We start from the raw sequence: 26,378 nt of genomic DNA, 5'->3' as shown, positions 1-26,378 counted from the left end.
GATATCTCCTGCCGAAGGGGGACCCACCATGGACGATCTATTGCAACGCGTACGGCGCTGCGAAGCGCTGCAGCAACCCGAATGGGGCGATCCGTCGCGCCTGCGCGACGTGCAGGCGTACCTGCGCGGCAGTCCGGCGCTGATCCGCGCCGGCGACATCCTGGCCCTGCGCGCGACCCTGGCGCGGGTCGCCCGCGGCGAGGCGCTGGTGGTGCAGTGCGGCGACTGCGCCGAGGACATGGACGACCACCATGCCGAGAACGTGGCGCGCAAGGCCGCCGTGCTGGAACTGCTGGCCGGCGCCCTGCGCCTGGCCGGCCGGCGGCCGGTGATCCGCGTCGGGCGCATCGCCGGGCAGTACGCCAAGCCGCGTTCCAAGCCGCACGAGCAGGTCGGCGAGCAGACCCTGCCGGTCTATCGCGGCGACATGGTCAACGGCCGCGAGGCCCATGCCGAGCAGCGCCGGGCCGACCCGCAGCGGATCCTCAAGGGCTACGCGGCGGCGCGCAACATCATGCGCCACCTGGGCTGGGACGCCGCGTCCGGGCAGGAGGCGAATGCCTCGCCGGTCTGGACCAGCCACGAGATGCTGCTGCTCGACTACGAGCTGTCGATGCTGCGCGAGGACGAGCAGCGCCGGGTCTATCTCGGTTCGACCCACTGGCCGTGGATCGGCGAGCGCACCCGCCAGGTCGACGGCGCCCATGTGGCGCTGCTGGCCGAGGTGCTCAACCCGGTGGCCTGCAAGGTCGGTCCGGAGATCGGCCGCGACCAGTTGCTGGCGCTCTGCGAGCGCCTCGACCCGCGCCGCGAGCCGGGGCGCCTGACGCTGATCGCGCGGATGGGCGCGCAGAAGGTCGGCGAGCGCCTGCCGCCGCTGGTGGAAGCGGTGCGCGCGGCCGGCCACCCGGTGATCTGGCTGAGCGACCCGATGCACGGCAACACCATCGTCGCGCCCTGCGGCAACAAGACCCGCCTGGTGCGCAGCATCGCCGAGGAGGTGGCGGCGTTCCGCCTGGCGGTGTCCGGCTCCGGCGGCGTGGCCGCCGGGCTGCACCTGGAGACCACCCCGGACGACGTCACCGAGTGCGTCGCCGATTCCAGCGGCCTGCACCAGGTCAGCCGGCACTACACCAGCCTCTGCGATCCGCGGCTGAACCCCTGGCAGGCGCTCAGCGCGGTGATGGCCTGGTCCGGCGCAGAAGCGATCCCGAGCGCAACCTTCCCCCTGGAGACCGTGGCATGAGCGGCATTCCCGAAATCACCGCCTATCCCTTGCCGACCGCCCAGCAGCTGCCGGCCAACCTGGCGCGCTGGAGCCTGGAGCCGCGGCGCGCGGTGCTGCTGGTGCACGACATGCAGCGCTACTTCCTGCGCCCGCTGCCCGAGAGCCTGCGCGCCGGGCTGGTGGCCAACGCCGCGCGGCTGCGCCGCTGGTGCGTCGAGCAGGGCGTGCAGATCGCCTACACCGCCCAGCCGGGCAGCATGACCGAGGAGCAGCGCGGTCTGCTCAAGGACTTCTGGGGGCCGGGCATGCGCGCCAGTCCGGCCGACCGCGAGGTGGTCGAGGAGCTGGCGCCGGGGCCGGACGACTGGCTGCTGACCAAGTGGCGCTACAGCGCCTTCTTCCACTCCGACCTGCTCCAGCGGATGCGCGCCGCCGGCCGCGACCAGTTGGTGCTGTGCGGCGTATACGCCCACGTCGGGGTGCTGATCTCCACGGTCGACGCCTACTCCAACGACATCCAGCCGTTCCTGGTGGCCGACGCCATCGCCGACTTCAGCGAGGCGCACCACCGCATGGCCCTGGAGTACGCCGCCAGCCGCTGCGCGATGGTGGTCACCACCGATGAGGTGCTGGAATGAACGCCCTGCCCACATCGCTGTTGCAGCGCCTGCTCGAACGGCCGGCGCCGTTCGCCTTGCTCTACCGCCCGGAAAGCAATGGCCCCGGCCTGCTCGACGTGATCCGCGGCGAGGCGCTCGAACTGCACGGCCTGGCCGACCTGCCGCTGGACGAGCCCGGCCCGGGCCTGCCGCGCCATGACCTGCTGGCGCTGATTCCCTACCGGCAGATCGCCGAGCGCGGCTTCGAGGCGCTCGACGACGGCACGCCGCTGCTGGCGCTGAAGGTTCTGGAGCAGGAACTGCTGCCGCTGGAGCAGGCCCTGGCGCTGCTGCCGAACCAGGCGCTGGAACTGAGCGAGGAAGCTTTCGACCTCGACGACGAGGCCTACGCCGAAGTGGTCGGGCGGGTCATCGCCGACGAGATCGGTCGCGGCGAAGGCGCCAACTTCGTGATCAAGCGGCGCTTCCAGGCGCGCATCGACGGCTACGCCACGGCCAGCGCGCTGAGTTTCTTCCGCCAGTTGCTGCTGCGCGAGAAGGGCGCCTACTGGACCTTCATCGTCCACACCGGCGAACGCACCCTGGTCGGCGCCTCGCCCGAGCGACACATCAGCGTGCGCGACGGCCTGGCGGTGATGAACCCGATCAGCGGCACCTACCGCTACCCGCCGGCCGGGCCGAACCTGGCCGAGGTCATGGAATTCCTCGACAACCGCAAGGAAGCCGACGAGCTGTACATGGTGGTGGACGAGGAGCTGAAGATGATGGCGCGGATCTGCGAGGACGGCGGCCGGGTGCTCGGTCCCTACCTCAAGGAGATGGCGCACCTGGCGCACACCGAGTACTTCATCGAGGGCCAGACCAACCGCGACGTGCGCGAGGTGCTGCGCGAGACGCTGTTCGCCCCGACCGTCACCGGCAGCCCGCTGGAAAGCGCCTGCCGGGTGATCCGCCGCTACGAGCCTCAGGGTCGCGGCTACTACAGCGGGGTGGCGGCGCTGATCGGCGGCGATGGTCAGGGCGGGCGCACGCTGGACTCGGCGATCCTGATCCGCACCGCCGAGATCGAGAGCGACGGCCGCCTGCGCATCGGCGTCGGCTCAACCATCGTGCGTCACTCCGATCCCCTGGGCGAGGCGGCGGAAAGCCGGGCCAAGGCTTCCGGGCTGATCGCCGCGCTGAAGAGCCAGGCGCCGCAGCGCCTGGGCTCGCACCCGCACGTGGTGGCGGCGCTGGCCAGCCGCAACGCGCCGATCGCCGACTTCTGGCTGCGCGGCGCCAGCGAGCGCCAGCAGTTGCAGGCCGACCTGTCCGGACGCGAGGTGCTGATCGTCGACGCCGAGGACACCTTCACCTCGATGATCGCCAAGCAGCTCAAGTCGCTGGGCCTGACGGTGACCGTGCGCGGCTTCCAGGAGCCGTACTCGTTCGACGGCTACGACCTGGTGATCATGGGCCCCGGCCCGGGCAACCCCACCGAGATCGGCCAGCCGAAGATCGGCCACCTGCACCTGGCCATCCGTTCGCTGCTCAGCGAGCGCCGGCCGTTCCTCGCCGTGTGCCTGAGCCACCAGGTGCTGAGCCTGTGCCTGGGCCTGGACCTGCAACGCCGGCAGGAGCCCAACCAGGGCGTGCAGAAACAGATCGACCTGTTCGGCGCCGCCGAGCGCGTCGGCTTCTACAACACCTTCGCCGCGCGCGCCCTGCAGGACCGCATCGAGATCCCCGAGGTCGGCCCGATCGAGATCAGCCGCGACCGCGAGACCGGCGAGGTCCACGCCCTGCGCGGGCCGCGCTTCGCCTCCATGCAATTCCACCCCGAATCGGTGCTGACCCGCGAGGGTCCGCGCATCATCGCCGACCTGCTGCGCCACGCGCTGGTCGAGCGGCGGCCCTGAGCCAGGAGAGCCCATGCACAGATATGTCGTGATAGACGCCTTCGCCAGCGAACCGCTGCAAGGCAACCCGGTGGCGGTGTTCTTCGACTGCGACGACCTCAGCGGCGAGCGCATGCAGCGCATGGCGCGGGAGATGAACCTGTCGGAGAGCACCTTCGTGCTCCGCCCGCAACAGGACGGCGACGCGCGCATCCGCATCTTCACCCCGGTCAACGAACTGCCGTTCGCCGGCCACCCGCTGCTGGGCACCGCCATCGCCCTGGGCGCCGAGACCGACAAGGACAGGCTGTTCCTGGAGACCAGGATGGGCACCGTGCCCTTCGCCCTGGAGCGCCAGGACGGCAAGGTGGTGGCCTGCAGCATGCAGCAGCCGATCCCCACCTGGGAGCACTTCAGCCGACCGGCCGAGCTGCTCGCCGCCCTCGGCCTGAAGGGCTCGACCTTTCCCATCGAGGTCTACCGCAACGGCCCGCGCCACGTGTTCGTCGGCCTGGAGAGCGTCGCCGCACTGTCCGCGCTGCACCCCGACCACCGCGCGCTGTGCGACTTCCCGGACCTGGCGGTGAACTGCTTCGCCGGCGCCGGGCGGCACTGGCGCAGCCGCATGTTCTCGCCGGCCTACGGCGTGGTCGAGGACGCCGCCACCGGTTCCGCCGCCGGGCCGCTGGCGATCCACCTGGCGCGCCACCGGCAGATTCCCTACGGGCAGCAGATCGAGATCCTCCAGGGCGTCGAGATTGGCCGGCCGTCGCGCATGTACGCCCGCGCCGAGGGTGCCGGCGAGCGGGTCTCGGCGGTGGAAGTGTCGGGCAACGGCGCGGCCTTCGCCGAAGGCCGCGCCTACCTGTGAACGGGCAGAACGGAGGAACGCCATGATGGGCGTCAACGCGAACATTTCCGAGTCCCTCACCGGGACCATCGAAGCCCCTTTCCCGGAGTTCGAGGCGCCGCCGGCGAACCCCATGGAGGTGCTGCGCAACTGGCTGGAACGCGCCCGCCGCTACGGCGTGCGCGAGCCGCGGGCACTGGCCCTGGCCACGGTCGACGGGCAGGGCCGGCCGTCGACGCGGATCGTGGTGATCGCCGAGCTGGGCGAGCGCGGGGTGGTGTTCGCCACCCACGCCGATAGCCAGAAGGGCCGCGAACTGGCGCAGAACCCCTGGGCCTCGGGGGTGCTGTACTGGCGCGAGAGCAGCCAGCAGATCATCCTCAACGGCCACGCCGAACGCCTGCCCGACGAGCGCGCCGACGCCCAGTGGCTGAGCCGCCCGTACCAGACCCACCCGATGTCGATCGCCTCGCGGCAGAGCGAAACCCTCGCCGACATCCACGCCCTGCGCGCCGAAGCCCGGCGCCTGGCGGAAACCGACGGCCCGCTGCCGCGCCCGCCGGGCTACTGCCTGTTCGAACTGTGCCTGGAGTCGGTGGAGTTCTGGGGCAACGGCACCGAGCGGCTGCACGAGCGCCTGCGCTACGACCGCGACGAAGGAGGCTGGAAGCACCGCTACCTGCAACCGTGACGACACCGCTGCGCCGGCGTTTCACGGCGGATATGCGTCCCGCGGCCCCGTAGTCGGGCCGTAGGGCGAATAACGCCACCGGCGTTATCCGCCGCTGCGCCGACGTTTCATCGCGGTAAACGGTCATCCGTCCCAGCCGAACCCCCATCGATTCGAACACTCGAGAAAAGGAAGCACCCATGAGCGAACCCATCGATATCCTCATCGCCGGCGCCGGCATCGGCGGCCTCAGTTGCGCCCTGGCCCTGCACCAGGCCGGCATCGGCAAGGTCACGCTGCTGGAAAGCAGCAGCGAGATACGCCCCCTTGGCGTCGGCATCAATATCCAGCCGGCGGCGGTCGAGGCCCTTGCCGAACTGGGCCTCGGCCCAGCGCTGGCGGCCACCGCCATCCCCACCCACGAGCTGCGCTACATCGACCAGAGCGGCGCCACGGTATGGTCCGAGCCGCGCGGGGTGGAAGCCGGCAACGCCTATCCGCAGTACTCGATCCATCGCGGCGAACTGCAGATGATCCTGCTCGCCGCGGTGCGCGAGCGTCTCGGCCAACAGGCGGTACGCACCGGTCTCGGCGTGGAGCGCATCGAAGAGCGCGACGGCCGCGTACTGATCGGCGCCCGCGACGGACACGGCAAGCCCCTGGCGCTCGGTGCCGATGTGCTGGTCGGTGCCGACGGCATCCATTCGGCGGTCCGCGCGCACCTGCATCCCGACCAGGGGCCGCTGTCCCACGGTGGGATCACCATGTGGCGCGGCGTCACCGAGTTCGACCGCTTCCTCGACGGCAAGACCATGATCGTCGCCAACGACGAGCACTGGTCGCGCCTGGTCGCCTATCCGATCTCGGCGCGCCACGCGGCCGAAGGCAAGTCGCTGGTGAACTGGGTGTGCATGGTGCCGAGCGCCGCCGTCGGCCAGCTCGACAACGAGGCCGACTGGAACCGCAACGGACGCCTGGAAGACGTGTTGCCGTTCTTCGCCGACTGGGACCTGGGCTGGTTCGACATCCGCGACCTGCTGACCCGCAACCAGTTGATCCTGCAGTACCCGATGGTCGACCGCGATCCGCTGCCGCACTGGGGCCGGGGACGCATCACGCTGCTCGGCGACGCCGCCCACCTGATGTATCCGATGGGCGCCAACGGCGCTTCGCAGGCGATCCTCGACGGCATCGAGCTGGCCGCCGCGCTGGCGCGCAACGCCGACGTGGCCGCAGCCCTGCGCGAATACGAAGAAGCGCGGCGGCCGACCGCCAACAAGATCATCCTGGCCAACCGCGAACGGGAAAAAGAGGAATGGGCCGCGGCTTCGCGACCGAAGACCGAGAAGAGCGCGGCGCTGGAAGCGATCACCGGCAGCTACCGCAACCAGGTGGAACGGCCACGCTAGCAACACCGGGCAGGCCACCGCGCCTGCCCTCTCCCGCCTCTCCCGTCCGCGGGAGAGGCGGCATCCGTGCGGGTGCCGGGCGCTGCGCGCCTATCGGCAACGCCTCAGGCCTCTTCCGCCCGCCCCTTCCACTCCCCGCGCCCCTCGCCGGCCTGCAGGCGCAGGGCGAGCAGCAGGGCCAGCACCGCCAGGGCGCTGCCGGTGAGGAAACCGCCGGCATAGCCGATCTGCGCGGTGAGGCTGACCAGGAACGAAGACGCCAGCATCTCGCCGAGGTCTCGGGTGCTCTGCACCGCGGTGACATCGGTGCCGGCCTGGCCGCCCTGGCCGGCGAAGCGCATCGCCGCGGTGAGGATCGCCACCGAGGTGATGCCGGTAGCCAGCGAGCCGATCAGCACGCAGGTCCACGCCAATCCTTCACTCAGTGCCAACCAGCGACCGGCCTGCAGATACCAGAGCAGCGCCGAACAACCGGCGAGCACCACGCCAAGGGCGAAACCGCGCCACAGGCCGATCCGCCTGACCAGCCAGGCGCCGCCGCCGCAGCCGAGGAATACCGTGACCAGGCCACCGCTCATGCCCAGCCGGCCGATGTCCTGCAAGGCCCAGCCGGCATCGCTGAGGTACAGCTTGGACAGGCCGAAGCCGGACACCGCGGTCATCGCCGACAGCAGTGCCAGCGCCAGCAGCGAAGGCGCCAGCGGCCGACGCAGGAAGCGCAGCAGGCTGGCCTTGGCGGCCGGTGCCGGGGGGAGTTCGTGGGGGTCGCCGCGCCCCAGGGCGAGCACGCAGCACAGGCTTGCCAGCGGCACGCAGGCCATGACCAGGAACGCCGTGCGCTGGCCGAAATGCCCGGCGAGGATCAGGCTGCCGGCGCCGCCGCCGAAGAAGCCGATCATCACCCCGGCGATCTGTACCGCGTTGACCTTGGCCAGCAGCTCGCCGCTGAAGTGCTCCGCCGCCATGCCGTCGGTGGCGATGTCCTGGGTCGCGCTGGCCAGCGAAGCCAGCGCCAGCAGGCCGACCGCCCAACCGGCGCTGGCCACGCCGAGGCCAAACGTCGCCAGGCCGAGCAGGCAGGCGAGGACGATGCATTGCATCGGCAGGATCCAGCTACGCCGCCGGCCGAAACGGCGCGACCAGTGATTGTCGACCCAGGGTGCCCAGAGGAACTTGACCACCCAGGGCAGCCCCACCAGGGGCAGGAAGGCCAGCGCCTGCAATGGCGCGCCATCCTGGCGCAGGAGGGTGGGCAGGGCGTCCATGGCCAGGCCGATGGGAATGCCCTGGGACAGGTAGAGCAACGCCAGGGTGATGACCAGGCGGCGGTGGCGATACAGCTCAAGCATGGTGGTCTCCGGTGACACGGGGGTGGGCGGGTGGCGCAGCGGCGCGCGCCTGCATCCAGGCGTGCCGGATGAGCAGCGCGCCGCAGAGGATCAAGGTGAGGTCGGGGCCCAGGGCCGGCAGCCGGCCGCGCATGAGCCAGGGCGCCAGGTGCGCGACGGCGGCCGCCAGGCAGGCCAACCCGGCGACGCCGAGCAACCCGCGCGCCAGCGGCCAGTCGCCCGGCAGCAGCAACGCCGCCAGGCCAGCGGCGGCCCACAGGACAAGGAACAGCCGCCCCGGCCAGGGTCCGGCGAGTAGCTCCGAGGGGGCGAGTTGCAGCCCCAGCAGGAGCAACGCGGCCGCCGCCACCAGGCCGGCACAGAAACCCTGGCTCAGGCGCTGCAAGAGCCGTACGCGGGCCTCCGGCGCCGAGGCGCGTCGTTGCAACCACAGGTACAGGCCGCTGGCGCAGAGCAGGCAGGCGCCGAGGCCCATCGCCAGGTGCAGGCCGCGCAACGCGGCGGACCAGCCCGGCCCGAGCCACTGGTACTGGGCGAAATGCAACGGCTGCACGGCGATGAAGGCGCGCAGCCAGAACCCGCGCTGCGCCGAGCTGCGCTCGCCGAGCAGGGCGCCGTCGGCCAGCCGATAGCGGTGCCGCTCGAAGTTCGCGGTACTCGGCAGGCCACGCTGGATACCGGCGATCTCCACGCTGCCGGCGACATCCCCGGCATGGCTGAGGCTCAAACGCTGGGCAACGAAGCCGGGCGCCCGCACGGCATCGCCGGCAAGCAGGCGGTCGAGATCGATGCGGGTCGCCAACGGCCGCCCCTCGGCGGCGGGCGGCGGCGGTCCCATCAACTCGACGAACACCCGGTTCGGTTCCTGCGGGTAGGCCACCGGCGCCAGCAACAGGGTCCCGAGCGCGCCCAGCCCGCTGAGCGCGCCGGTGAAACCGAACAACAGCAGCCAGGGCAGTCCCCAGATGCCGATCAGGCCATGCAGGTCGAACAGCGCCAGGCGCAGCCCGCGGTCCCGCCGCCAACGCCGCAGGTCGCGCCAGCGGCGGCTGTGCAGCAGCACGCCGGCCAGGCACAGCAGCAACAGCGATACGCCGAACAGGCTGACCAGCACCCGCCCGGGGAAGCCGACGAACAGGCTTTTGTGCAGGTTCAGCAGGAGGTCCAGCGCCGGCGTCGGCGGCAGCACCCGGCCACTGGCCGGGTCGAGGTCCAGCCGGCAGTCCAGGCGCGCATCGCAGACGCTGAAGGCGGCATGGCCGGGAGCGGGCAGCAGCAGGGTCGCATCGCCGATGTCGACGCCTTCCTCGCCCGCCCGCTCGAGCAGGCGCTCCAGCGCAAGGGCCTCTCCTCCCGCCTGCGCCGGGGCCCGCAGCCACTCGCGCAGGTCGTCGTGGCCAAGGCTCCAGGCGCCACTGAACAGCACCACGAACAGCAGCACGCCGAACAGCGCGCCGGCGCCACCGTGCAGCGAGAGCAGGAGAGGACGCGCCGCCACTTCAACCGCGCCCCGCCAGCAGCCACAGCGCCAGGCCCAGTGCCAGCAGGCTACCGCCCAGGCGCCAGGCGAGGTTGCCCGGACCACGCGCCAGCAACCCGCCGACAAGCAGCAACAAGCCCACCCCGAGCGCGCCGAAGAGCCCGGCGTAGAGACGCTCGAGCGGGTCGTCCAGGGGCAGCCCGCGAGTCAACAGATAGCCGCTGGCGGCCGCCGCCGCCAGGCTGCCGGCGAGCGCCAGCGGAACCCGCCAGGCCCAGCCGAAGCCCGGCCGGCGCGGCATCAGAACGCGCCCCGCAGGCTGACGTTGAAGCTGCGCGGTTCGCCGTAGCGGTTGTTCCAGTTGGGGTTGGACAGGCTCTGGTAGTAGGTCCGGTCGAACAGGTTGTTGACGTTGACCGCCGCCGTCCAGTGCTCGTCGATCTTGTAGCCCAGGCGCATGTTGACCAGTGCGTAGCCGCCCTGGCGCATGCTCACGCCACGGTAGTCGACGCTGTAGTCGCTCTGCGCCTGGAGTCCGCCGCCGACGCTCCAGCGCCGATCCTGCCAGGGCAGGTCGTAGTTGCTCCACAGGCGCAGCAGGTGCCTCGGGGTGAAGGTGGAGTAGCGCGTCCCCGAGTCGTTCTGGCTGTCCTTGAGGTACTCGGTGCTGGTGTAGGTGTAGCCGGCCGAGAGACTCCAGTAGGGCGTCAGGTAGCCTGTGCCTTCCAGCTCGAAGCCCTGGCTGCGCACCTTGCCGCCGCTGATGTAGAACGGATTGTTGGGCGGCCCCGGATGGTCCGGGTCTTCCTGCGGATTGTTCTCCAGGTCGATGCGGAACGCCGCCAGCGACAGGTTCAGGCGGCCGTCGGCCAGTTCGCCCTTGATCCCGGTTTCGTAGGTCTTGCCTTCCACCGGGCTCAACGGCTCGCTGTTCCAGGTCTGGCGATCCGCCTGCGGCTGGTAGACCTCGGCGTAGCTGACATACCACGACCAGTCCCTGGCGAAGTCCCAGATCAGCCCGCCGTAGGGCGTGAACTGGCGACCGGGCTTGAAGCGAGTGGCCGGGGTGTCCTGGTCCCACCAGCTTTCGCGGCCGCCGACCACCAGGGTCAGCGGCTCGGCGAGCTTGATCCGACCCAGGGCATAGAGGCCTTTCTGGGTGGTGGTGGTGGTGCCCGGCGAAGTGTACTGGCCGATCTGCGGGCGCGGCACGCCGTGCGGGTCCCAGCGGTAGACATTGACCGGGGTGTTCGGCAGGTTGAGGAAGCGTGCGGTGTCCTGGCGGGTCTCGCCCTGGGCGTAGGTGACCCCACCGAGCAGTTCGTGGGTCAGGCCGAACAGTCGCACCGGCCCATTGAGGTTGGCGTCGAGGCTGCGCTGGATGCTCTTGAACTTGTAGGCGGCGCCCATCAGCTGGCCACCGTCGCCGGTCTGCGGGTCGATGGCGCCGAAGGAGCCGGCGTAACGCAGGCGCGAATCGGCTTCCTGGTATTCGGCGCTGACCTTGCCTTTCCAGCCGCCGCCCAGTTGCTGTTCGAGGGAGCCGAAGGCGCGGTAGGTGTCCCACTTGAAGCGGTCCCAGTCGACATCGAGGTAGGTGTCGCGGGACAGTCCGAGATTGGACCCATCCTTGGCCATCGGTACCCCGGCCATGTTGGTGATCGAGTCGATGTGCTGGTATTGCGCACCGACGGTGAGCAGGGTGTCGGGGCTCAGGTCGAACTCGGTCACCCCGTAGAGCAGGCGGGTGCCCTGGTCGGCCACGTCGTAGAAGTAGTCGCGGTCCTCGTAGGCGGCCACCGCTCGGCCGCGCACGTTGCCGCTGGCGCTCAGCGGGCCGCCGACGTCGACCTCGGCGCGGTAGCGGTCCCAGCGCCCGGCGCTGAGGGTGGTGCTGGCGGCGAACTCGCGCTGCGGCCGCTTGCGCACCAGGTTGACGGTGGCCGCCGGGTTGCCGGTGCCATGCAGCAGTCCGTTGGAGCCGCGGAGGATCTCGACCCGCTCGTAGATCGCCATGTCCTGCGGCGAACTGGCGGTATTGCCGAGCAGTGCCGGCACCCCGTCCAGCTCGAAGGAGTCGACCTTGAAGCCGCGCACGTAGTAGGCGGTGGTCAGCAGCTGGAACGGCTGCACGGTGACCCCGGTGGCCTGCTGCATGGCTTCGTCGAGGCTGAACAGGTTCTGCTGTTCGAGGCGCTCATGGTCGATGACACTGGCGGACTGCGGCAGCTCGCGCGGCTTGAGCGGCACCTTGCCCAGGGTAGTCACCCCCGGCGGCTGGGTGGCAGACGTGCTTTCTCCGCTGATCACCATGTCCGGCAGTTCCGTCTCGCCGTCCTTGCGCGCGTCGGCCACGGCCGCCGCCAGCGGACTCAGCGCCAGCAGCAGCCCCAGGCACAACGGGGTGTGCCGATTGCGGGCGATGCCCTGGCGTCCCTTGATCACCTTCGTCTCCGTTTTCATCGTTCGAACAACCTCGGGGGATATACGATTTGATAATGCTTATCATTATGAAGAAATCGTCTCCGGGGCTTTTTCGATTGCCGGTCTTTCTCTATCGATCCACGACCGTCGCGGAACTTTCCTCGCCCGCCAGCCCGACGAAACCGGCATACCAGTCGTCCCGGACGAGCAGATCGGCGTGACGTCCGCTGAGGCGCAGGCGCCCCTCCTCCAGCAGCAGTACCTGGTCGGCCTGACGCGCCAGCGCCGGGCGGTGGGTCACTACCAGCAGGGTGCGCCGGCCGCGCAACCCGAGCAGGCTGCGCAGCACCTGCGCCTCGCTGGCGGCGTCGAGGCTGGCGGTGGGCTCGTCGAGCAGCAGCAACGGTGCCGTCGAGAGCAGCCCGCGAGCCAGGCACAGGCGTTGCCGCTGGCCGCCGGACAGCAGCGCGCCGCCGGGACCGACATCGCTGTCCCAGCCCTGCGGCCAGGCCTCGATCTCTTCCAGCAGGCCAACCGCCCGCGCCGCCTCGCGCAGCGCTTCGAGATCGGCGTCCGCTCGCGCCATGCGCAGGTTCCAGGCAACGCTGCCGCGGAACAGGCCGTTGTCCTGGAACACCAGGTTGCGACTGGCGGCGAGGGTCGTTTCGCTCAACCGGCGGATATCCACGCCACCCAGCAGGACACGCCCGGCATCGACGTCGTAGAGCCGCCCGAGCAGCGCCAGCAGGCTGCTCTTGCCGGCCCCGGAGGGTCCGACGAGGACGTTCAGCGAACCCGGCTCCAGCCTCAGGGAAATGTCCTCGAGCAAGGCGCGGCCATCTTCCAGGCGCAATTCCACGGCCTCGGCCGCCAGGCTGGCGTCGTGCGGCCGCTCGCCCGGCTCGGGGCTGTGCAGCGGAGCCAGGGCGAAAACCCGCAGCAGGGTGTCCAGCGCCTGCCAGGCGCCGCGCAACGCCTGGTCGAGATGGGTGAGCTGGGCCAGCGGCTCGATGAAGCGCACCAGCAGCACCAGCACGGCCACCAGCCGCGCGCCGTCCAGCCATTGCCGCTCCACCGCCCAGGCGCCGCCGAGCAGGGCGAAGGCGAACGCCGCCTGCACCGCCAGGGCGAAGCCGAGGCCGCTGGGCAGGCTGCGCCGCAACAGTTCCAGGGTGCTGCGGTGGAGACTGCGCAAGGCCTCTTCCAACCCCTGGCGGGCGACGCTTTCGCGCTGCGCCGCGCGCAGCAGCGGCTGGCGTTCGGCGAACGCCTGCAACTGCCGTGCGGCGTCGCGCTCGGCGGCCAGCCGGGCATCCTCCACCGCCAGATTGCGCCGCCCGCTCCAGCGCAACAGCGCGGCGAGGACGGCACCGGCGACGAGCAGGCCGAGGGCGATGGACGGGTCGATCAGGAACAGCCCGAGGATCACCCCGAGCGGCGTCACCATCGCGGCGATCAGCGGCCCCAGCAGGTGCGCCGGAATGCCCATCGCCTGCATCACCGGGCCGCGCAGCAGGCCTTCGGCCGGCGCGACCCGGCGCAGCGCCGGCGGCGCCAGGCGCGGCAAGCGCGCCACCAGGCTGCGCACCAGTCCAGCCGCCAGCGAGCCGCCGGCGGCGAAACCGCGACGCAGGGCCAGGTACTGCAACAGCGCCTGCGCCAGGCTCAAGCCGAGCAACGCGGCGACCCAGCGCCAGGGCAACGCGCCTTCGGCGAACCAGGCCTCGACCAACGGCACCAGCAATACGCCGCAAGCGGCGTCCAGCAGCGCCGCCAGGACCGCCCAAGCGCTCGCCCGGCGCAACGCGGCACGGCAGTCTTCGGGCAGCGCACGCATTCGTTCGAACAGGGTCATGCCGCCACCTCCGCGCTGTTCTGTTCACGCCACAAGCGCGCATAGGCGCCGTCCGCCGCCAACAGCGCCGCGTGCTCGCCGCGTTCGACCAGACGGCCAGCGACCAGCACCAGGATCAGGTCGGCATCGCTGACTTCGGCCAGACGATGGGCGACGATCACCCGGGTCCGGCCGCCGCCACGCTCGCGCAGGTTGTGCAGGACCTGCCGGGCGGTCTGCGGATCCAGCGCCGAGGTCGGCTCGTCGAGCAGCAACAGGCGCGCCGGCGATAGCAGCGCACGGGCCAGGGCCAGTCGTTGCAGTTCGCCGCCGGACAGTTGCAGGTCGCGTCCCGGCACGCTGTCGTAGCCACGCGGCAGGGCCATGATGCGCTCGTCGAGGCAGGCGTCACGGGCCGCCTGGCGAATCTCCTGGAGATCGGCATCGGGGCGGAACAGGGCGATGTTGTCGGCCAGGGATATCTCCAGCGCCGCCGCCTGCTGGCCGACCAGCGCGATATGCCGATGGCGCACAGCATCGGGCATGTCCTTCAGTGCCAGGCCGCCAACCTCCAGTTCGCCGCGCTGCGCGTCCATGTAGCGCGCCAGCAGGTGCAGCAGGGTGCTCTTGCCGGAGCCCGAGGGGCCGACCAGGGCCACCAGGCTGCCATCCTCCAGCTCCAGATCGATATCGGCCAGGACCTCCACGCCTTCATAGGCATGGCCCAGGCCGTGCAGCGCCACCGCGCCATCGACCGGCTCGCGGGTCGAGCGGCCCTCGGCCAACGGCGCCTGGTCGAATACCTGCTGCAGGCGCTCGGCGGCGGCGCGCGCGCCCAGCAGCGCGTCGCCGCCGTGGCCGAGCGCCTGCACCGGGGCGGCCAGGGCCCGCAGCAGGAGCAGGAAGGCACAGGCCTGGCCGAGCGCCAGCGGCACGCCGAGGGCATCCAGGACCAGCGCGCCGAGCAGGACCCAGGCCAGCAGCCAGGGCGTCGACAACTGCACGTAGACCAGCGCGGCGAGGTGGCCGACCCGCTTCACCCAGGCGCCGAACGCTTCGCCGAAGGCCGCCGCCGACGCCTCGGCGCCCTGTTGTATACCGGCGCCGGGGTACTGTCGGGCCAGCAGCAGGTTGTGGGCGAATTCGCCATAGTCCGCCGAGAGCCTTTCCAGCGCGGCGTTGCGCCGCAGCACCAGGTCGCGGTAGCGCGCCGAGCGCAGCAGCAGGAAGCCGGCGGCGGCCAGCACCAGCGGCAGCAGGCAGAACAGCAGCAGCCAGGGGTGCAGCCAGGCCAGCCAGAGCAACGCGACGAGCGGCACCACCAACAGGTTGCTGAGATCGTTGGGAGCGTGCGCGATCAGTTGGTGCAGGGCCCGCACGTCCTGCTCCACGAGGCGCGCCACGCCGTCCGGGCCCTGGCGACCGAACCAGTCCAGCGGCAGCCGTTGCAGGTGCGCCAGCAGGCGCAGGCGCAGGTCGTTGCAGAGGTCCGCGTCGACCCGGTGGGCCAGGTGCGCGGCCAGCGCCTGGCAGCCCAACCAAGCCAGCACCGCCAGCAGCACCAGGGCCAGCAGGGCCGGCTGCGCCTGGCCGCGCGCCAGCGGCTCGGCGAGCCAGGCGAGAAGCATCCAGGGCAACAGCGAGCAGAGCCCGGCCAGGGCCTGCAACCCCATGGCCACCGCCAGCCGCCAGCGATAGGTGCGCAGCAGGCGCCACAGCACCGGGGTCACGAGGCGTGCTCCAGCACCTGTTCCAGGCTCGCCGGCGCCAGCGACGCCGGCGGCGCCTCGGGGAAGCCAAGGCGCTCGCCGATCCTCTGCCATAGGGCGGCGACCTCCAGGCTGCGCTGGTTGCGCCGGCGCACCTCGTCGCCGTCGGCGAGCAGCGCCAGCGCCTCGGCCGCCGCCGCCGGCCACAGGCGCTGGTGCACCTGGGCCCAGCTGCACGGTTCGGCATACCAGAGCTGGGCGCTGGGCAGCGGTTCGCCGGCTATCTCGTCGAACAGCGCGAACAGGCCGTCGTCATCCTCTGCCGGTACCGCCACCGCAGGCGTCCACAACAACGGGCCATGGGGGCTGAGCAGGCTCAGCGTGCCGCGATCGGTGGTCAGGCTGACGCGCTGCAACAAGGTCATGCGCCCGTCGTCGGCGGCCGCCAGTTCGTTGAGCACGTGCAGGCTCAACGGCACTTCCGCCAACACCAGGGACAGCCCGCGCATCGCCGACAGGTCATTCGAGGGCGACTCCAGCGACCAGGGGCCGACGCCCTCCAGCAACGCGGCGAGGATGTCCAGGGTGGCGAAGCCGACCTGCACCCCGCAGGCCGCGTCCAGGTGGCGGATGCCGCGCCGGTGGTGCAACTGGCGGCCCAGTTCGATGAAACGCGCCACCGCCGGCAACTGCGGATAGAAGGTGTTGAGCAGGCAGCGCCGGCCCAGGCGCTCGGCGCTGCGCAGCAGGTCCTGCCATTCGCGCGGCAGCAACGGATGCTCGATCAGCACGTCGATGCCACGCGCCATCAGCGCCTCGGCCAGCGCCGGGCCCTGCTCGCCGCGTGCCGCGCCGCCGACCGCGACGCAGGCCAGGCGGACATCGTCGGGCAACGCCTCGACCTCGCACCAGGTCTCCACCCCGAGGCGCTCGGCCAACGCCCGCGAACGCCGGCTGCCCTGGCCAAGGATGCCGCGCAGGACGAAGCGCGGATCGGCGGCGACGCCGGCGGCATAGAACTGGCCGAACCGGGAACCGGCGACCACCACGGAACGGACGTCGCTCATCGGCTCGCCTCCTCTGGCATGGGTTTCGACAAGGATTGCGCCAGGGCTTCGCCCAGGCAGTCGAAGTGCCCGCCGGGCACCTCGTGGATGCCGCACGCGCCAAGCGCGGCGGCCCGCCATTGGGTCTCCAGGGCCTCGGCGTAGCGCGGCACCAATGGGTTGCCGGCGTCCGGCACGAACAGCCGCAGCGCGCCGACGTAGGGCTCCAGCGCCGCGGCCTGGCTGGCACGCACCGAGTGACAGAACAGCCGGTAGAGGGTGTCGCGTTCGACGCTGGCGGCGTCGGCGCTACCGCTGGCCGCCTGTAGCACGCGGCCGCGCAGAGCGACGAGATCGGCCAGGCCCGGTAGCCCCGCCAGCGCCTCGGCGCCCAGGCGCTCCGGTGTCTGCGCGAGCGCCGCCTGCACCACCAGGCCGAGACGTTCCGGCGCGGGGAAGCCGAGCGCCGCGGTATCCAGGCCGAGGGTCGCGGCGAAGCTGAACAACAGCAGGCGCTCGTCGTCCACCCGGTAGGGAATCCGGTAGCTGGAGACGATATCCAGTTGGCGCACGCGCACCCCGCGCTGGACCAGGGACTTGGCGGTCTCCAGGGCGACCAGCCCGCCGGAGCAGTAGCCGAGCAGGTCGACCTCACGCAGCCCGGCGCCATGGAGCGCCTCGGCGTAGCGGCGGCCGAGGCAGGCGTTGAGATGCTCGGCGGGGATCGCCAGGTAGGCGTCGCTGTCATGCACGGCCAGGCCCAGCAACGGCCGCCCCTCACCCAGGCCGCGAAGCAGCGGGCGGTACGGCAGCAGCGTGCCGAGGCCTTCGTGGACCAGCACCCGCGGCACGCCCTCGCCGGGCACCAGGCGCACCAGCGGGTCGAGCGCCACCGCGCCCTCGGCGAGCGGTGCGCGCGACATGCCGGCCTGCGCCGGGGCGACGCCGCGCGCCGCGGCCAGGGCTGGCCCACGGCCCTCTTCCGGCGCGCTGCGCAGGCGTTCGGCCAGGCCGCGCGGCGTCGGCTGGCTGAGCGCCCAGCGTAGCAGGCGATCGAACGGATGCCGGCGGGCGCTTTCCAGTCGTTCGCGCAAACGGGCGATCAACTGGGCGATCAACAGCGAGTCGCCGCCAGCCCCGAAGAAGTCTTGCTCGACGCCCAGCGACGGGTTGTCCAGCACCTCCCGCCAGAGTGCCAGCAGCGCATTCTCCAGTTCGTCGGCCGGTGCCTGCGCGACGCCATGCCGAAGGTCCGCCTGGGGCTGGCGGGCAAAGCCGGTCAGGGCCTTGCGGTCGATCTTGCCGTTGCCGGTGACCGGCAGGCGTTCGAGCACGCGCAACTGCGCCGGGAGCATGTAGCGCGGCACCCGCGCTTCGACGAAGGCCAGCAGCTCGGCCGGCTCCAGGCGGGCGCGGTCGGTCTTGCAGCGAGCCAGCAGGACATCGTAGCCAAGCAGGTCGAGAGCGCTGCCCGGCGGCACCACCCCACAAGCCAGGTCGCCACCCTGTGCCGCCAGCCACTCCAGCCATTGCCCGGTGTGGACGAACAGTTGGCGGCGCTCGTCGCGGAGGTCGCGCGGGTTTTCCATCATCAGGCTCTGGCTGACGCTGATCTCGTTGTGCTCGCGCGTCAGTTCCTGGATCACCAGCCAGGCGTCGGCGCTCAGCAACTCGCGCAGGCCAGCCAGCAGCGCCGGGGTGTCCAGCGCGTTGTTCAAGGCCCCGGAGCTGAGCAGGATATCCACCGAGTGCGGCGCCACGCCCTGGTCGAGAAGATCGCCGTTCATGTCGAAGCGGCCGAAGCGTACCCACGGCTGGTCGGCGAAGCGCTCGCGGGCGGCGGCGAGGAAGTAGCTGGAAACGTCGGTGAACAGGTAGTCCACCTCCGCCCCTCGCTGCACCAGCGGCGCCAACCGGGCGATCACCGCGCGGCTGGCGGCGGCGGTGCCGGCGCCAAGCTCCAGCAGGCGCCAGCGCCGTTGCGGCTGGCGCTCGACGATGGCGGCGATGGCCTCGGCCATCGCCTCGTGCAGCGCCTGGGCATGCAGGCCCTGGCTGTACATGGCCTCGGCGATGCGCGCCGAGCCCTGCGGGAACATCAGCGCCGCCGGGCTGATCCGCCCGGCCAGTTGCTCGCCGAGGGATTGCGCGCTGTCACGCAGGTAGGCGACCAGCTCGGCCGGCCAGAGCGCCGCCGGCGCGCAGCCGGCGAACGCCGTCCAGGCGTCCTCCGGACTCTGCGCGGGACGCTCGGCGCAGCCCAGCCAGCCCTCGCCCTCGGCGCGCAGGTAGCCGCCCTCCTCCAGCTGGCGCAACCAGTGGCGCAGCAGGCGCTGGCGCGCCTCGGCGATACCGAGGCGCTGGCACAGGGTGGCGAAGTCCAGCGGCGTCGCACTGGCGAACAGACCGCTGCCGGCCAGCCAGGCGGCCAACGAGGCGAGGCAGGCACGGTCGAGTGCGGCCACCGCCGCGGCGATGCCCTCCTCGCTGCCCCAGTCGCGGCGCAAGGCCTGGGCCGCCCGCTGGCGCACCGCGTCGAGCGCCGTACGCGGATCCTCGCCAGCCTCCGCCAGCGCATGCAGGGTGACGAAGCTGGCCAGGCTGCGCTCGTGGGTCTCGCCGAGCACCACGGTGGCCGCCAGGTTGACCTGCGGATGGGCGCACAGCGCGGCGTCCAGCTCGGCCAGTTCGATGCGGTGGCCGCGAATCTTCACCTGGTCGTCCTCGCGACCGAGGAACTCGATGCTGCCGTCGGCCAGGTAGCGGCCGAGGTCGCCGGTGCGATACAGGCGACGGCCATCGGGGTGACGGACGAAGCGTTCGGCGGTGCGCTGCGGATCGCCGGCGTAGCCGAGCGCCAGGCCCACCCCGCCGATATGGATCTCGCCGCGCACGCCCGGCGGGCAGCGCCGCCCGCGGGCATCCAGGACTTCCACGCTCTGCCCGCGCAGGGCGCGGCCATAAGGGATGCTGGCCAGCTCGGTGTGCTGCGGGCGGATCGGCTGCTCGATCGACCAGATCGCCGCCTCGGTGGCGCCGCCCAGGCTGAACAGCGCGCTGTCCGGCCAGCGCCGCCACCAGCGGGTCGGCAGGCTGACCGGAATCCAGTCACCGGACCAGAGCACGCAGCGCGGTCCCGGCAGGTGGCGTTGCGGCTCGCTCTCCAGGTAATCGATGAGCATCTGGCCTTGGGCCGGCACCGAGTTCCACAGGGTGATGGCGTGGCGTTCCAGCAGTTCCGCCCAGTGCGATGGATCGCTGCCGCGCGCCGGGTCCGGCAGGACCACCTGGGCCCCCGCCGCGGTGGCGCCGAAGAAGTCGTAGACCGAGAGGTCGAAGCTCAGCTCGGCTAGGCCGAGGACGCGGTCGTTGGCGTCGACGCCGTAGCGCTGGTTGATGTCGAGCAGCGTGTTGCTCACCGCCGCATGGCTGAGCATCACGCCCTTGGGCGTGCCGGTGGAGCCGGAGGTGTAGATCACGTAGGCGAGGTCGTCCGCCGCCACCTCCGCCGCGGGCGGTGGCGGCCAGGCGCTGTCGGCGGCCAGCCGGTCGATGGCCACGCAGGCGCAGCCGGCGTCCGGGACATCGCTTTCCAGGCAGACCAGCGCGACCACTTCGGCGCTGGCGAGGATCGCCTGGCGCCGCAGCAACGGCTGGCGGATGTCCACTGGCACATAGGCGGCACCGGCCTGGAGGATGCCGATCACCGCGATCAGTTGCGCGGCGCTTTTCGGCAGCATCACCGCGACCCGCCGGCCACGGCCCGCGCCGTGCGCTTCCAGGACACGGCGCAGGGCGCTGGCGTGCTGGGCGACCTGGCGGTAGCTGTAGCTGCCGGCGGCATCGTGGATCACCGTGGCGTCGGGGGACAGCAGGGCACGCTCGGCGAAACCGGCGGCGATGCTCCGGGCACTACCGGGCAACGCCTGCGGCGGCGCCTCGACGGGTTCCGTGGCATCACCGTCGGTCCAGGCGCGCGGGCTCTGCGCCAGGCGCCGGAGCAGCCCGACGAAGTCGTCGAACATGGCTTCAGCCTGGCCCTCGGGGAACAACCCGAGGCGTATGTCCCAGCCGATCTCCAGGCCGCCGAACTGGTCGGTGACCTGGCAGTCCAGCCAGACCTGCGGGGTCTGGCTGATCATGTAGCGTGGCGCGCGCGGCGCCTCGCCATCGCCGAGCAGGCGCTGCACGCTGCCGATGCCACTGGTGAACACCACCGGCATCAGGTCGGCGCCGCGACCGCGCCGGCGCGCCAGTTCGCGCAGCAGGTCGACGCCGCTGAAGGTCGGGTGGTCGAGGTCGTCGAACATCTGCTCGCCGATGCGTCGGGCACGCTCGACGAAACTGTCGCCGTGGCGGCTGTCCACCGCCAGCAGGCTGAGCGCGGTGAAGTCACCGAGCACCTGCGCCAGCTGCGGATGCAGCGGCGGCCGGTTGAGTACCGTCAGGTTGAGACAGAACGCCGGTGCCTGGCTCCAGCGACCGATGGTCTCGGCGAAGGCTGCCAGGGCCACGCCGGCAGCGCTCAGGCCGTGTTCGCCGGCGCGCGCGCCGAGCGCCTGCCAGGCGGCCTCGTCGAGGCGCGCGTGGAAGTGCCGGAAGCGCGTGGACCGGGTGTCCGGCTGCGCCCGCAGCGGCAGGTCGGGACGCCCCGGCAGCGCGTCGAGGCGCGCCAGCCACCAGTCGCGGTCGCGCTGCCAGGCCGGCGACTGGCGTCGACGCTGCTCGACGCCGACATAGTCGCGGAAGGTCGCCTCCAGCGGTTCCGCCGTCCATTGCGGATCGAGATAGCGGCGGCGCCATTCGCCAAGCAGCAATTGCAGGCTGGCGTAGTCGACCAGGGTGAAATCCACCGAGCAGTGCAGCACGCAGGCATCCTGGCCGATACTCAGCTCGGGGCGCAGAACCGGCCACTGGTCGAGCGCCGCGCAGGCGTGGTCGAGGCGTTCGCGGACCCGCTCCAGGTGCGCCTGGAAAGCGGCCTCGTCGAGCCCCGCGCAGGCATGTACGGTCAGCCGCTGCCAGGGCACCTCGGGCAGCACGCGCTGCCAGGCGTTGTCCTCGATCACCGCGCGCAGCATCGGGTGGCGCTCGACCATGGCGTTCCAGGCCGCCTCCAGGCGCGCCGGATCGGTGTCGGCCGGCCAGTCGTACTCGGCGTACAGCTGGCAGGCGTTACCGCCGTAGTCGAAGGCCGCCTGGCGGCCCAGCACGTAGGCGGCCTGCACCGGGGTCAGCGGGAAGCGCTGGTGGGCCAGGTCGGGTTCGGCGCGCCAGCCAGGGCCGCCCTCCAGGTGTTCCAGCAGAGCCTCGCGCTCGGCCCGCAGGCGCTCGGCGAGGCCGGCGTCGAGGGCGCCCTGGGGGGCGCGATAGCGCAGGCGGCCCGCCTCGCTCCAGAGTTCGATGCGCCGGCTGCGGCAGGTTTCCAGCAGTTCGCCGAGGCTCATAGCACGCCCTCTTCCAGTTGGGTTTCCTCGATTTCGACGGTCTGCGCCTGCAAGTGGCGGGCAAGACCGGCCAGGGTCGGCTGGCGATAGAAGTCGGCCATGCCCAGGCGTACGCCGAAACGCTCACGTATGCCAGCCAGCAGGCGGGTCGCCAGCAGGCTGTCGCCGCCGAGGCTGAAGAAGCTCGCCTCGCGACGACGCACCGGGCGTTTGAGGACCGCTTCCCAGCACTCGGCCAGCGCCTGCTCATGGGCTTCCAGCGGCTCCTCCGCCGAGGGCTCGTGACGACACTCGCCGAGTGCGCGGGTCATGCTCTCGGCCAGGCGGCGACGATCGACCTTGCCATTGCCGTTCAACGGCAGGCTTGGCAGGCACCACAGGCGTTCGGGCCGCATCGCCTGGGGCAGGCGTTGCTCCAGGCCGGCCTGGAGCGCGGCGGCGTCGAGCCCGAGCCCCGGCGCCAGCGCCTCGACCAGGGCGATCCGTTCGCTGCGCCACAGGCAACGCGGCGCCAGTCCCGCAGCGGCGAGATCGGCCAACAGGCTCGGCAGCTCCGCCAGGCGCAGCGGCCGGTCGTCGAGCAAGGCCGCACCGAGCAGCGCCAGTGGCGACTCGCATAGCAGGTCCACCAGCAACAGGCGGCCCTGCGGGCGCAGCAGCGCCGCCGCCAGCGCCAGGCCTTCGCGGCTGGCCTCGTAGGCGTGCAGCGCGGCGAAGCTGATCACCCGGTCGTAGCGACCGAGGTGCTCGGCAGGTAGCAGGCCGTCGTCCAGCGCCTGCACCACGATCCGTTCCGGCAAGCGGGTGGCGGCGGCGTCGAGGAGGACGCGGCTGCGTTCGAAGAGGGTCGGTTCCAGCCCCGGGCGCAACAGCGAGGCCATGCCCTGGTCGAGCCAGAGCCCGGCGCGGGTATCCAGCACCGCCACCCGCAGGCGTTCGCCGGCAGCCGGCGTCGGCAGCGCTTCGAGCAGGCGCGCCAGGGCCTCGCGGCCGTCCGGCAGGCGCGCGGCCACCGCCTGCGGCGCCAGCCAGGGATCGAGGAGCAGCGCGGCCGGCGCCTGTTCGCCGGCGAGCAGGCCGCGCAGAGCGTTGCCCATCGCGGTCAGCCCCGCGGCCTGCCAGCCGAGCCGGCGCAACGCCTCGTCGAGCGGCGGCAGCGCGCTGGCGGCGGAGTCCGCTAGCCAGTCCAGCCAGCGCCGGCGCAAACCGTCGTCTAGCTCCAGCGGCGCCTCCAGCAGCGCGCCGAGGATTTCCCGGGTGAGTACCGCCTCGGCCTCTGCCAGGCCGGCGAAGGGCTGTGCGGCCGGTAGTTCCATGGAGCCTTCGGCCCGTGGCGCCAGGCGCGGTACCAGCACCGCGCCGAGGCTCGCCACGCCACCGCCGAGCACCGCCGCGCAGGCGCTCTCCACGCCAGTATGGGCGCACAGCGCGGCCTCCACCTCGCCCAACTCGATGCGCTGGCCGCGCACTTTCACCTGCTGGTCGACCCGACCGAGGAATTCCAGGGTACCGTCGCCCCAGTAGCGACCGCGATCGCCGGTGCGATACCAGCGGCCCTGGGCATCGTGGACGAAGCGCCGGGCGCTGAGTTCGGGATCGTTGCGATAACCGCGGGCCAGGCTGGCGCCGCCGATCCATAGCTCGCCGACCACCAGGTCCGGCACGTCGCGCCCGTGGGTGTCGACCACCCGGTAGGCCTGTCCCGGCAATGCCCGGCCGTAGGGAATCGAACGCCAGTGCGGCGGCACCGTATCGACGCTCTGCAGGTTCGACCAGATGCCCGCTTCGGTAGCGCCACCCAGCACATGCAGGCGGCAGCCTTCGGCACAACGTGGGCGCAGGCGGCCGGGCAGGTCCAGGGCCACCCAGTCGCCGGACAGCAGCACCGCCCGCAGACTGCGATAGTCGGCCTGGCTCGCCGGCAGGCTGAGGGCCATCTCCAGCAAGGCCGGCGCCGAGTTCCACAGGCTCACCGCATGCCGCTGGATAGCCTCCGCCCAGGCAGCGGCATCGCGCGCCTGTTCCTGGGCCGGCAGGACCAGGCTGGCACCGGCGCCGAGGCCGCCGAACAGGTCGAAGACCGACAGATCGAAGTCCAGCGCGGAGACCGCCAGCAAGCGGTCCGCTGCGTCCACCCGCAGCAGGTCGAGCAGCGCGTCGATGGTATTGATCGCCGCCGCGTGGCTGACCTCGACGCCCTTGGGCACCCCGGTGGAGCCCGAGGTGTAGATCACATAGGCGCTGGCCTGCGGCGCCAGCGGCGCGGGGGCGGCCAGCGCCGGGCCGCGCAGCAGGCGCTGGACATCCAGGCGCGGCGGCAAGGCCTGCGGATCGTCCTCCTCGGTGATCGCCAGGCATACCCCGGCGGCCTCTTCGATCAGGCGCCGCCGTGCGGGCGGCTGGTCGATGTCCAGCGGCACGTAGCAGGCGCCTGCGGCGAGCACACCGAATACCGCCGCGACCTGCTGCGGTCCGCGCGGCAGGCTGACCTCGACCGCGTCGCCGGGGCGCACCCCGGCTTCGCGCAGGCCGCCGGCGATGCGCAGCGCACGCTCGGCCAGTTCGCCGCGGGTGACACGTTGGTCGCGATAGAGCAGCGCGTCGGCATCCGGCGCCTCGGCGGCGCGAAGGAAGAAGTCGCGATGCAGGGTGCGCGCCGTGGCGCATGCCGGCTGGCCGTTGAGCAGGGCCCGGCGCGCCTGCTGCGCCCAGGGCAACGGCAGATCGGCGGGCTGCTCCCAGGCGCTGTCGCAGAGACGCTGGAGCAGCCCCACGTAGGCTTCGAACATGATTTCCGGCAGGCCTTCGGGGAACAGGCCGACGACGCTGTCCCAGGCCAGCAGGATACCGTCGCCCACCCGGTAGAGCTGGTGGTCGAGCCAGACCTGCGGGGTCTGCGAGAGCATGTCGTGGAGATCGCCGAAAGCGTCGCGGAAGGCCGCCGGGACGAAGCCCTCCTCGCCCAGGTTGCTGGCGAACACCACCGGCGCCGAGCGCGGCTGGCCCCGCCGGCGCGCCTCGCGGAGCACCTCCAGGGCGGGGAATGCGGCGTGGTCGATGGCTCCGTGGAGGTTGCGCTGGAAGCTCTTCACCGCCTCGGCGAAGGACACCCCGGCCTGCATCCGGCACTCCAGCAGCAAGAGGGTGGTGAAGTCGGCGATCACTTCGCCGATACGCGGGTCGTCGGCATGCCGATCGAACAACGGCACGTTGAGGAGAAATTCCGCGCTTTCGCTCCAGCGCGCCAGGACCAGCGCGAAGGTGCAGCCGAACACGCTGGACAAGGTCACGCCATGCTGCGCGGCAAGACGCTCCAGGCGCCGGCTCTCGCCGGCGGAAAGCTGGAATGCCAGGCGCCGGGTGCGCGGCTGGCGGATGCTTTCCGGCGCGCAGGCCAACGGCAGGGCCGGCGCGTCCGGCAAGCGCGGCAGGCGTTCCAGCCAGTAGTCGCGGGCCCGCGCCGCGGCCTCGGCGCGTTGCGCCGCACGGCGCGCCAGGTAGTCGGCGAAATGCAGCGCCGGCGGCTCCGCCAGGCGCTCCGGCGCCAGGTAGGCAACGCCCAGTTCGGCCAGCAGCAGGCGCAGGCTTTCGACATCGGCGGCAAGCAGGTCGAGACTCAGCCAGAGGCGATCCTCGCCGCCCGGCATGCGCACCAGCCCGAGCAGGAACACCTGGCCACGCTCCACCGCCAGGCATTCATGGGCGCGCCAGTCGCGCAGCGCCTGCCAGTCGCGCTCGGCCTCGTCCACCTGCAAAGTGCGCCAGTCCTGCAGGTCGAAGCAGGACAGCGGCGGCGTCGGAAGGATCTGCTGGCGACCGTCGAAGAAGCGCGCCCGCAGCATCGGGTGGCGTTGACGCACGCACTCCGCCGCCGCGGCCAGGCGCTGCGGGTCGACATCCCGCGCGCGGAATTCCAGGAAGGCATGGCAGCTGACGTTGCCCAGCACCTCGCCGGCGCCACGTCCCAGCCAGTAGGCCTGCTGCACGGAAGACAGCTCGAACGGCTGGTCGCGATCCTGCGCCGCCGGCAGCGCGACCGTTGCCGGGGCGGACAGCCGGTCCGCGCAGGCCAGCAGGTCGAGCCAGGCCCCCAGGCAGGGGCGCTGCGCCAACTGGGCGAAGTCCAGCGTCGAGCCACGCGCGCGCAGGCGTTCCTGCAGGTACATCAGGCGGATCGAGTCGAGGCCGCAGCCCAGCAGGTCGTCGTCGTCCGCCAGGGCGCGCACGTCGGCAAGCGGTTCACCGAGCAGGTCGGCGAGCTGCTCGGTCAGCCAGTCGCGCAGGGCGGTACGGGAATCGGGGGGCAGATCCATGGGGGCTCCCTAGGGCAAGCATCTGAGGTCGGTTGCCAGTTCCTGGCAACGATTATCAAATGCGACCTTATCTCACTTGCCTGGGAGGCCTGGCCGGCAATGCTTTAGACAGCCGGACTGTT

General features: G+C 71.7%; 15 protein-coding genes. 6 read left to right on the top strand and 9 right to left on the bottom strand.

Annotated features, from left to right (window positions below; genetic code table 11):
- Positions 1-28 precede the first annotated feature (28 nt).
- The 6 genes from phzC (at position 29) to phzM (ending at position 6,654) form a co-directional block, all read left to right on the top strand.
- A complete protein-coding gene (gene phzC / locus VQ065_RS04000; protein WP_003093621.1) occupies positions 29-1,246 on the top strand; it encodes a phenazine biosynthesis protein PhzC in 1,218 nt (405 codons plus the stop codon).
- Complete coding sequence (gene phzD / locus VQ065_RS03995; protein WP_003093625.1) at positions 1,243-1,866, top strand: phenazine biosynthesis protein PhzD; 624 nt, start codon at positions 1,243-1,245, stop codon at positions 1,864-1,866. The genes phzC and phzD overlap by 4 nt, the downstream gene beginning before the upstream one ends.
- Complete coding sequence (phzE, locus tag VQ065_RS03990; protein WP_014603725.1) at positions 1,863-3,746, top strand: phenazine biosynthesis protein PhzE; 1,884 nt, start codon at positions 1,863-1,865, stop codon at positions 3,744-3,746. The genes phzD and phzE overlap by 4 nt, the downstream gene beginning before the upstream one ends.
- A 13-nt stretch (positions 3,747-3,759) precedes the next feature.
- Positions 3,760-4,596 carry a phenazine biosynthesis protein PhzF gene (gene phzF, locus VQ065_RS03985; protein ID WP_003093628.1) on the top strand — a complete coding sequence of 279 codons (837 nt, stop codon included), beginning with the start codon at positions 3,760-3,762 and terminating at the stop codon, positions 4,594-4,596.
- Positions 4,597-4,621: 25 nt separating this feature from the next.
- Positions 4,622-5,266 carry a phenazine biosynthesis FMN-dependent oxidase PhzG gene (phzG, locus tag VQ065_RS03980; protein ID WP_033939565.1) on the top strand — a complete coding sequence of 215 codons (645 nt, stop codon included), beginning with the start codon at positions 4,622-4,624 and terminating at the stop codon, positions 5,264-5,266.
- Positions 5,267-5,445: 179 nt separating this feature from the next.
- On the top strand, positions 5,446-6,654 hold the full coding sequence (gene phzM, locus VQ065_RS03975) for a pyocyanin biosynthetic protein PhzM (protein ID WP_003093633.1): 1,209 nt from the start codon (positions 5,446-5,448) through the stop codon (positions 6,652-6,654).
- A 104-nt stretch (positions 6,655-6,758) separates the two neighbouring features.
- On the opposite strand, the gene VQ065_RS03970 is transcribed toward phzM, so the two are convergent.
- From VQ065_RS03970 to pchE, 9 genes are all read right to left on the bottom strand, one after another.
- A complete protein-coding gene (locus tag VQ065_RS03970; protein WP_003093635.1) occupies positions 6,759-8,003 on the bottom strand; it encodes an MFS transporter in 1,245 nt (414 codons plus the stop codon).
- Positions 7,996-9,501 (bottom strand): PepSY-associated TM helix domain-containing protein, encoded by a 1,506-nt coding sequence (locus VQ065_RS03965; protein WP_023098439.1) that lies wholly within the window; start codon positions 9,499-9,501, stop codon positions 7,996-7,998. Before VQ065_RS03965 ends, VQ065_RS03970 begins: the two co-directional genes overlap by 8 nt.
- 1 nt (position 9,502) lies before the next feature.
- The gene (locus VQ065_RS03960; RefSeq protein ID WP_003093637.1) at positions 9,503-9,784 is read right to left on the bottom strand and encodes a hypothetical protein; all 282 of its coding nucleotides are present in this window, start codon (positions 9,782-9,784) and stop codon (positions 9,503-9,505) included.
- The gene (fptA, locus tag VQ065_RS03955) at positions 9,784-11,946 is read right to left on the bottom strand and encodes a Fe(3+)-pyochelin receptor FptA (RefSeq protein WP_003111969.1); all 2,163 of its coding nucleotides are present in this window, start codon (positions 11,944-11,946) and stop codon (positions 9,784-9,786) included. Before fptA ends, VQ065_RS03960 begins: the two co-directional genes overlap by 1 nt.
- Before the next feature lie 91 nt (positions 11,947-12,037).
- Positions 12,038-13,762 carry an ABC transporter ATP-binding protein PchI gene (gene pchI, locus VQ065_RS03950; protein WP_014604082.1) on the bottom strand — a complete coding sequence of 575 codons (1,725 nt, stop codon included), beginning with the start codon at positions 13,760-13,762 and terminating at the stop codon, positions 12,038-12,040.
- Positions 13,759-15,471 carry an ABC transporter ATP-binding protein PchH gene (pchH, locus tag VQ065_RS03945; RefSeq protein WP_023094503.1) on the bottom strand — a complete coding sequence of 571 codons (1,713 nt, stop codon included), beginning with the start codon at positions 15,469-15,471 and terminating at the stop codon, positions 13,759-13,761. The genes pchI and pchH overlap by 4 nt, the downstream gene beginning before the upstream one ends.
- Positions 15,468-16,517: a pyochelin biosynthesis thiazoline reductase PchG gene (pchG, locus tag VQ065_RS03940; RefSeq protein WP_003093643.1), complete on the bottom strand. Its 1,050-nt coding sequence runs from the start codon at positions 16,515-16,517 to the stop codon at positions 15,468-15,470. Before pchG ends, pchH begins: the two co-directional genes overlap by 4 nt.
- Complete coding sequence (gene pchF / locus VQ065_RS03935; protein ID WP_014604084.1) at positions 16,514-21,943, bottom strand: pyochelin non-ribosomal peptide synthetase PchF; 5,430 nt, start codon at positions 21,941-21,943, stop codon at positions 16,514-16,516. Before pchF ends, pchG begins: the two co-directional genes overlap by 4 nt.
- Positions 21,940-26,256, bottom strand: coding sequence for a pyochelin non-ribosomal peptide synthetase PchE (gene pchE, locus VQ065_RS03930; protein ID WP_014604085.1), 4,317 nt, complete (start codon positions 26,254-26,256; stop codon positions 21,940-21,942). Before pchE ends, pchF begins: the two co-directional genes overlap by 4 nt.
- Between the last annotated feature and the right edge of the window lie 122 nt (positions 26,257-26,378).

The organism is Pseudomonas sp. KBN10P06128 (genome assembly GCF_037574945.1).
In the GTDB taxonomy this organism is placed as follows: Bacteria; Pseudomonadota; Gammaproteobacteria; order Pseudomonadales; family Pseudomonadaceae; genus Pseudomonas; species Pseudomonas aeruginosa.
Note: the sequence above shows the minus strand (reverse complement) of the source record. Positions and strands in the feature narration are given on the sequence as shown.

Excerpts from the sequence above, each read along its gene's own strand:
- phzC (WP_003093621.1), top strand. The coding sequence starts at position 29 with ATGGACGATCTATTGCAACGCGTACGGCGCTGCGAAGCGCTGCAGCAA.
- phzD (WP_003093625.1), top strand. The coding sequence starts at position 1,243 with ATGAGCGGCATTCCCGAAATCACCGCCTATCCCTTGCCGACCGCCCAG.
- phzE (WP_014603725.1), top strand. The coding sequence starts at position 1,863 with ATGAACGCCCTGCCCACATCGCTGTTGCAGCGCCTGCTCGAACGGCCG.
- phzF (WP_003093628.1), top strand. The coding sequence starts at position 3,760 with ATGCACAGATATGTCGTGATAGACGCCTTCGCCAGCGAACCGCTGCAA.
- phzG (WP_033939565.1), top strand. The coding sequence starts at position 4,622 with ATGGGCGTCAACGCGAACATTTCCGAGTCCCTCACCGGGACCATCGAA.
- phzM (WP_003093633.1), top strand. The coding sequence starts at position 5,446 with ATGAGCGAACCCATCGATATCCTCATCGCCGGCGCCGGCATCGGCGGC.
- VQ065_RS03970 (WP_003093635.1), bottom strand. The coding sequence starts at position 8,003 with ATGCTTGAGCTGTATCGCCACCGCCGCCTGGTCATCACCCTGGCGTTG.
- VQ065_RS03960 (WP_003093637.1), bottom strand. The coding sequence starts at position 9,784 with ATGCCGCGCCGGCCGGGCTTCGGCTGGGCCTGGCGGGTTCCGCTGGCG.
- fptA (WP_003111969.1), bottom strand. The coding sequence starts at position 11,946 with ATGAAAACGGAGACGAAGGTGATCAAGGGACGCCAGGGCATCGCCCGC.
- pchI (WP_014604082.1), bottom strand. The coding sequence starts at position 13,762 with ATGACCCTGTTCGAACGAATGCGTGCGCTGCCCGAAGACTGCCGTGCC.
- pchG (WP_003093643.1), bottom strand. The coding sequence starts at position 16,517 with ATGAGCGACGTCCGTTCCGTGGTGGTCGCCGGTTCCCGGTTCGGCCAG.
- pchF (WP_014604084.1), bottom strand. The coding sequence starts at position 21,943 with ATGAGCCTCGGCGAACTGCTGGAAACCTGCCGCAGCCGGCGCATCGAA.
- pchE (WP_014604085.1), bottom strand. The coding sequence starts at position 26,256 with ATGGATCTGCCCCCCGATTCCCGTACCGCCCTGCGCGACTGGCTGACC.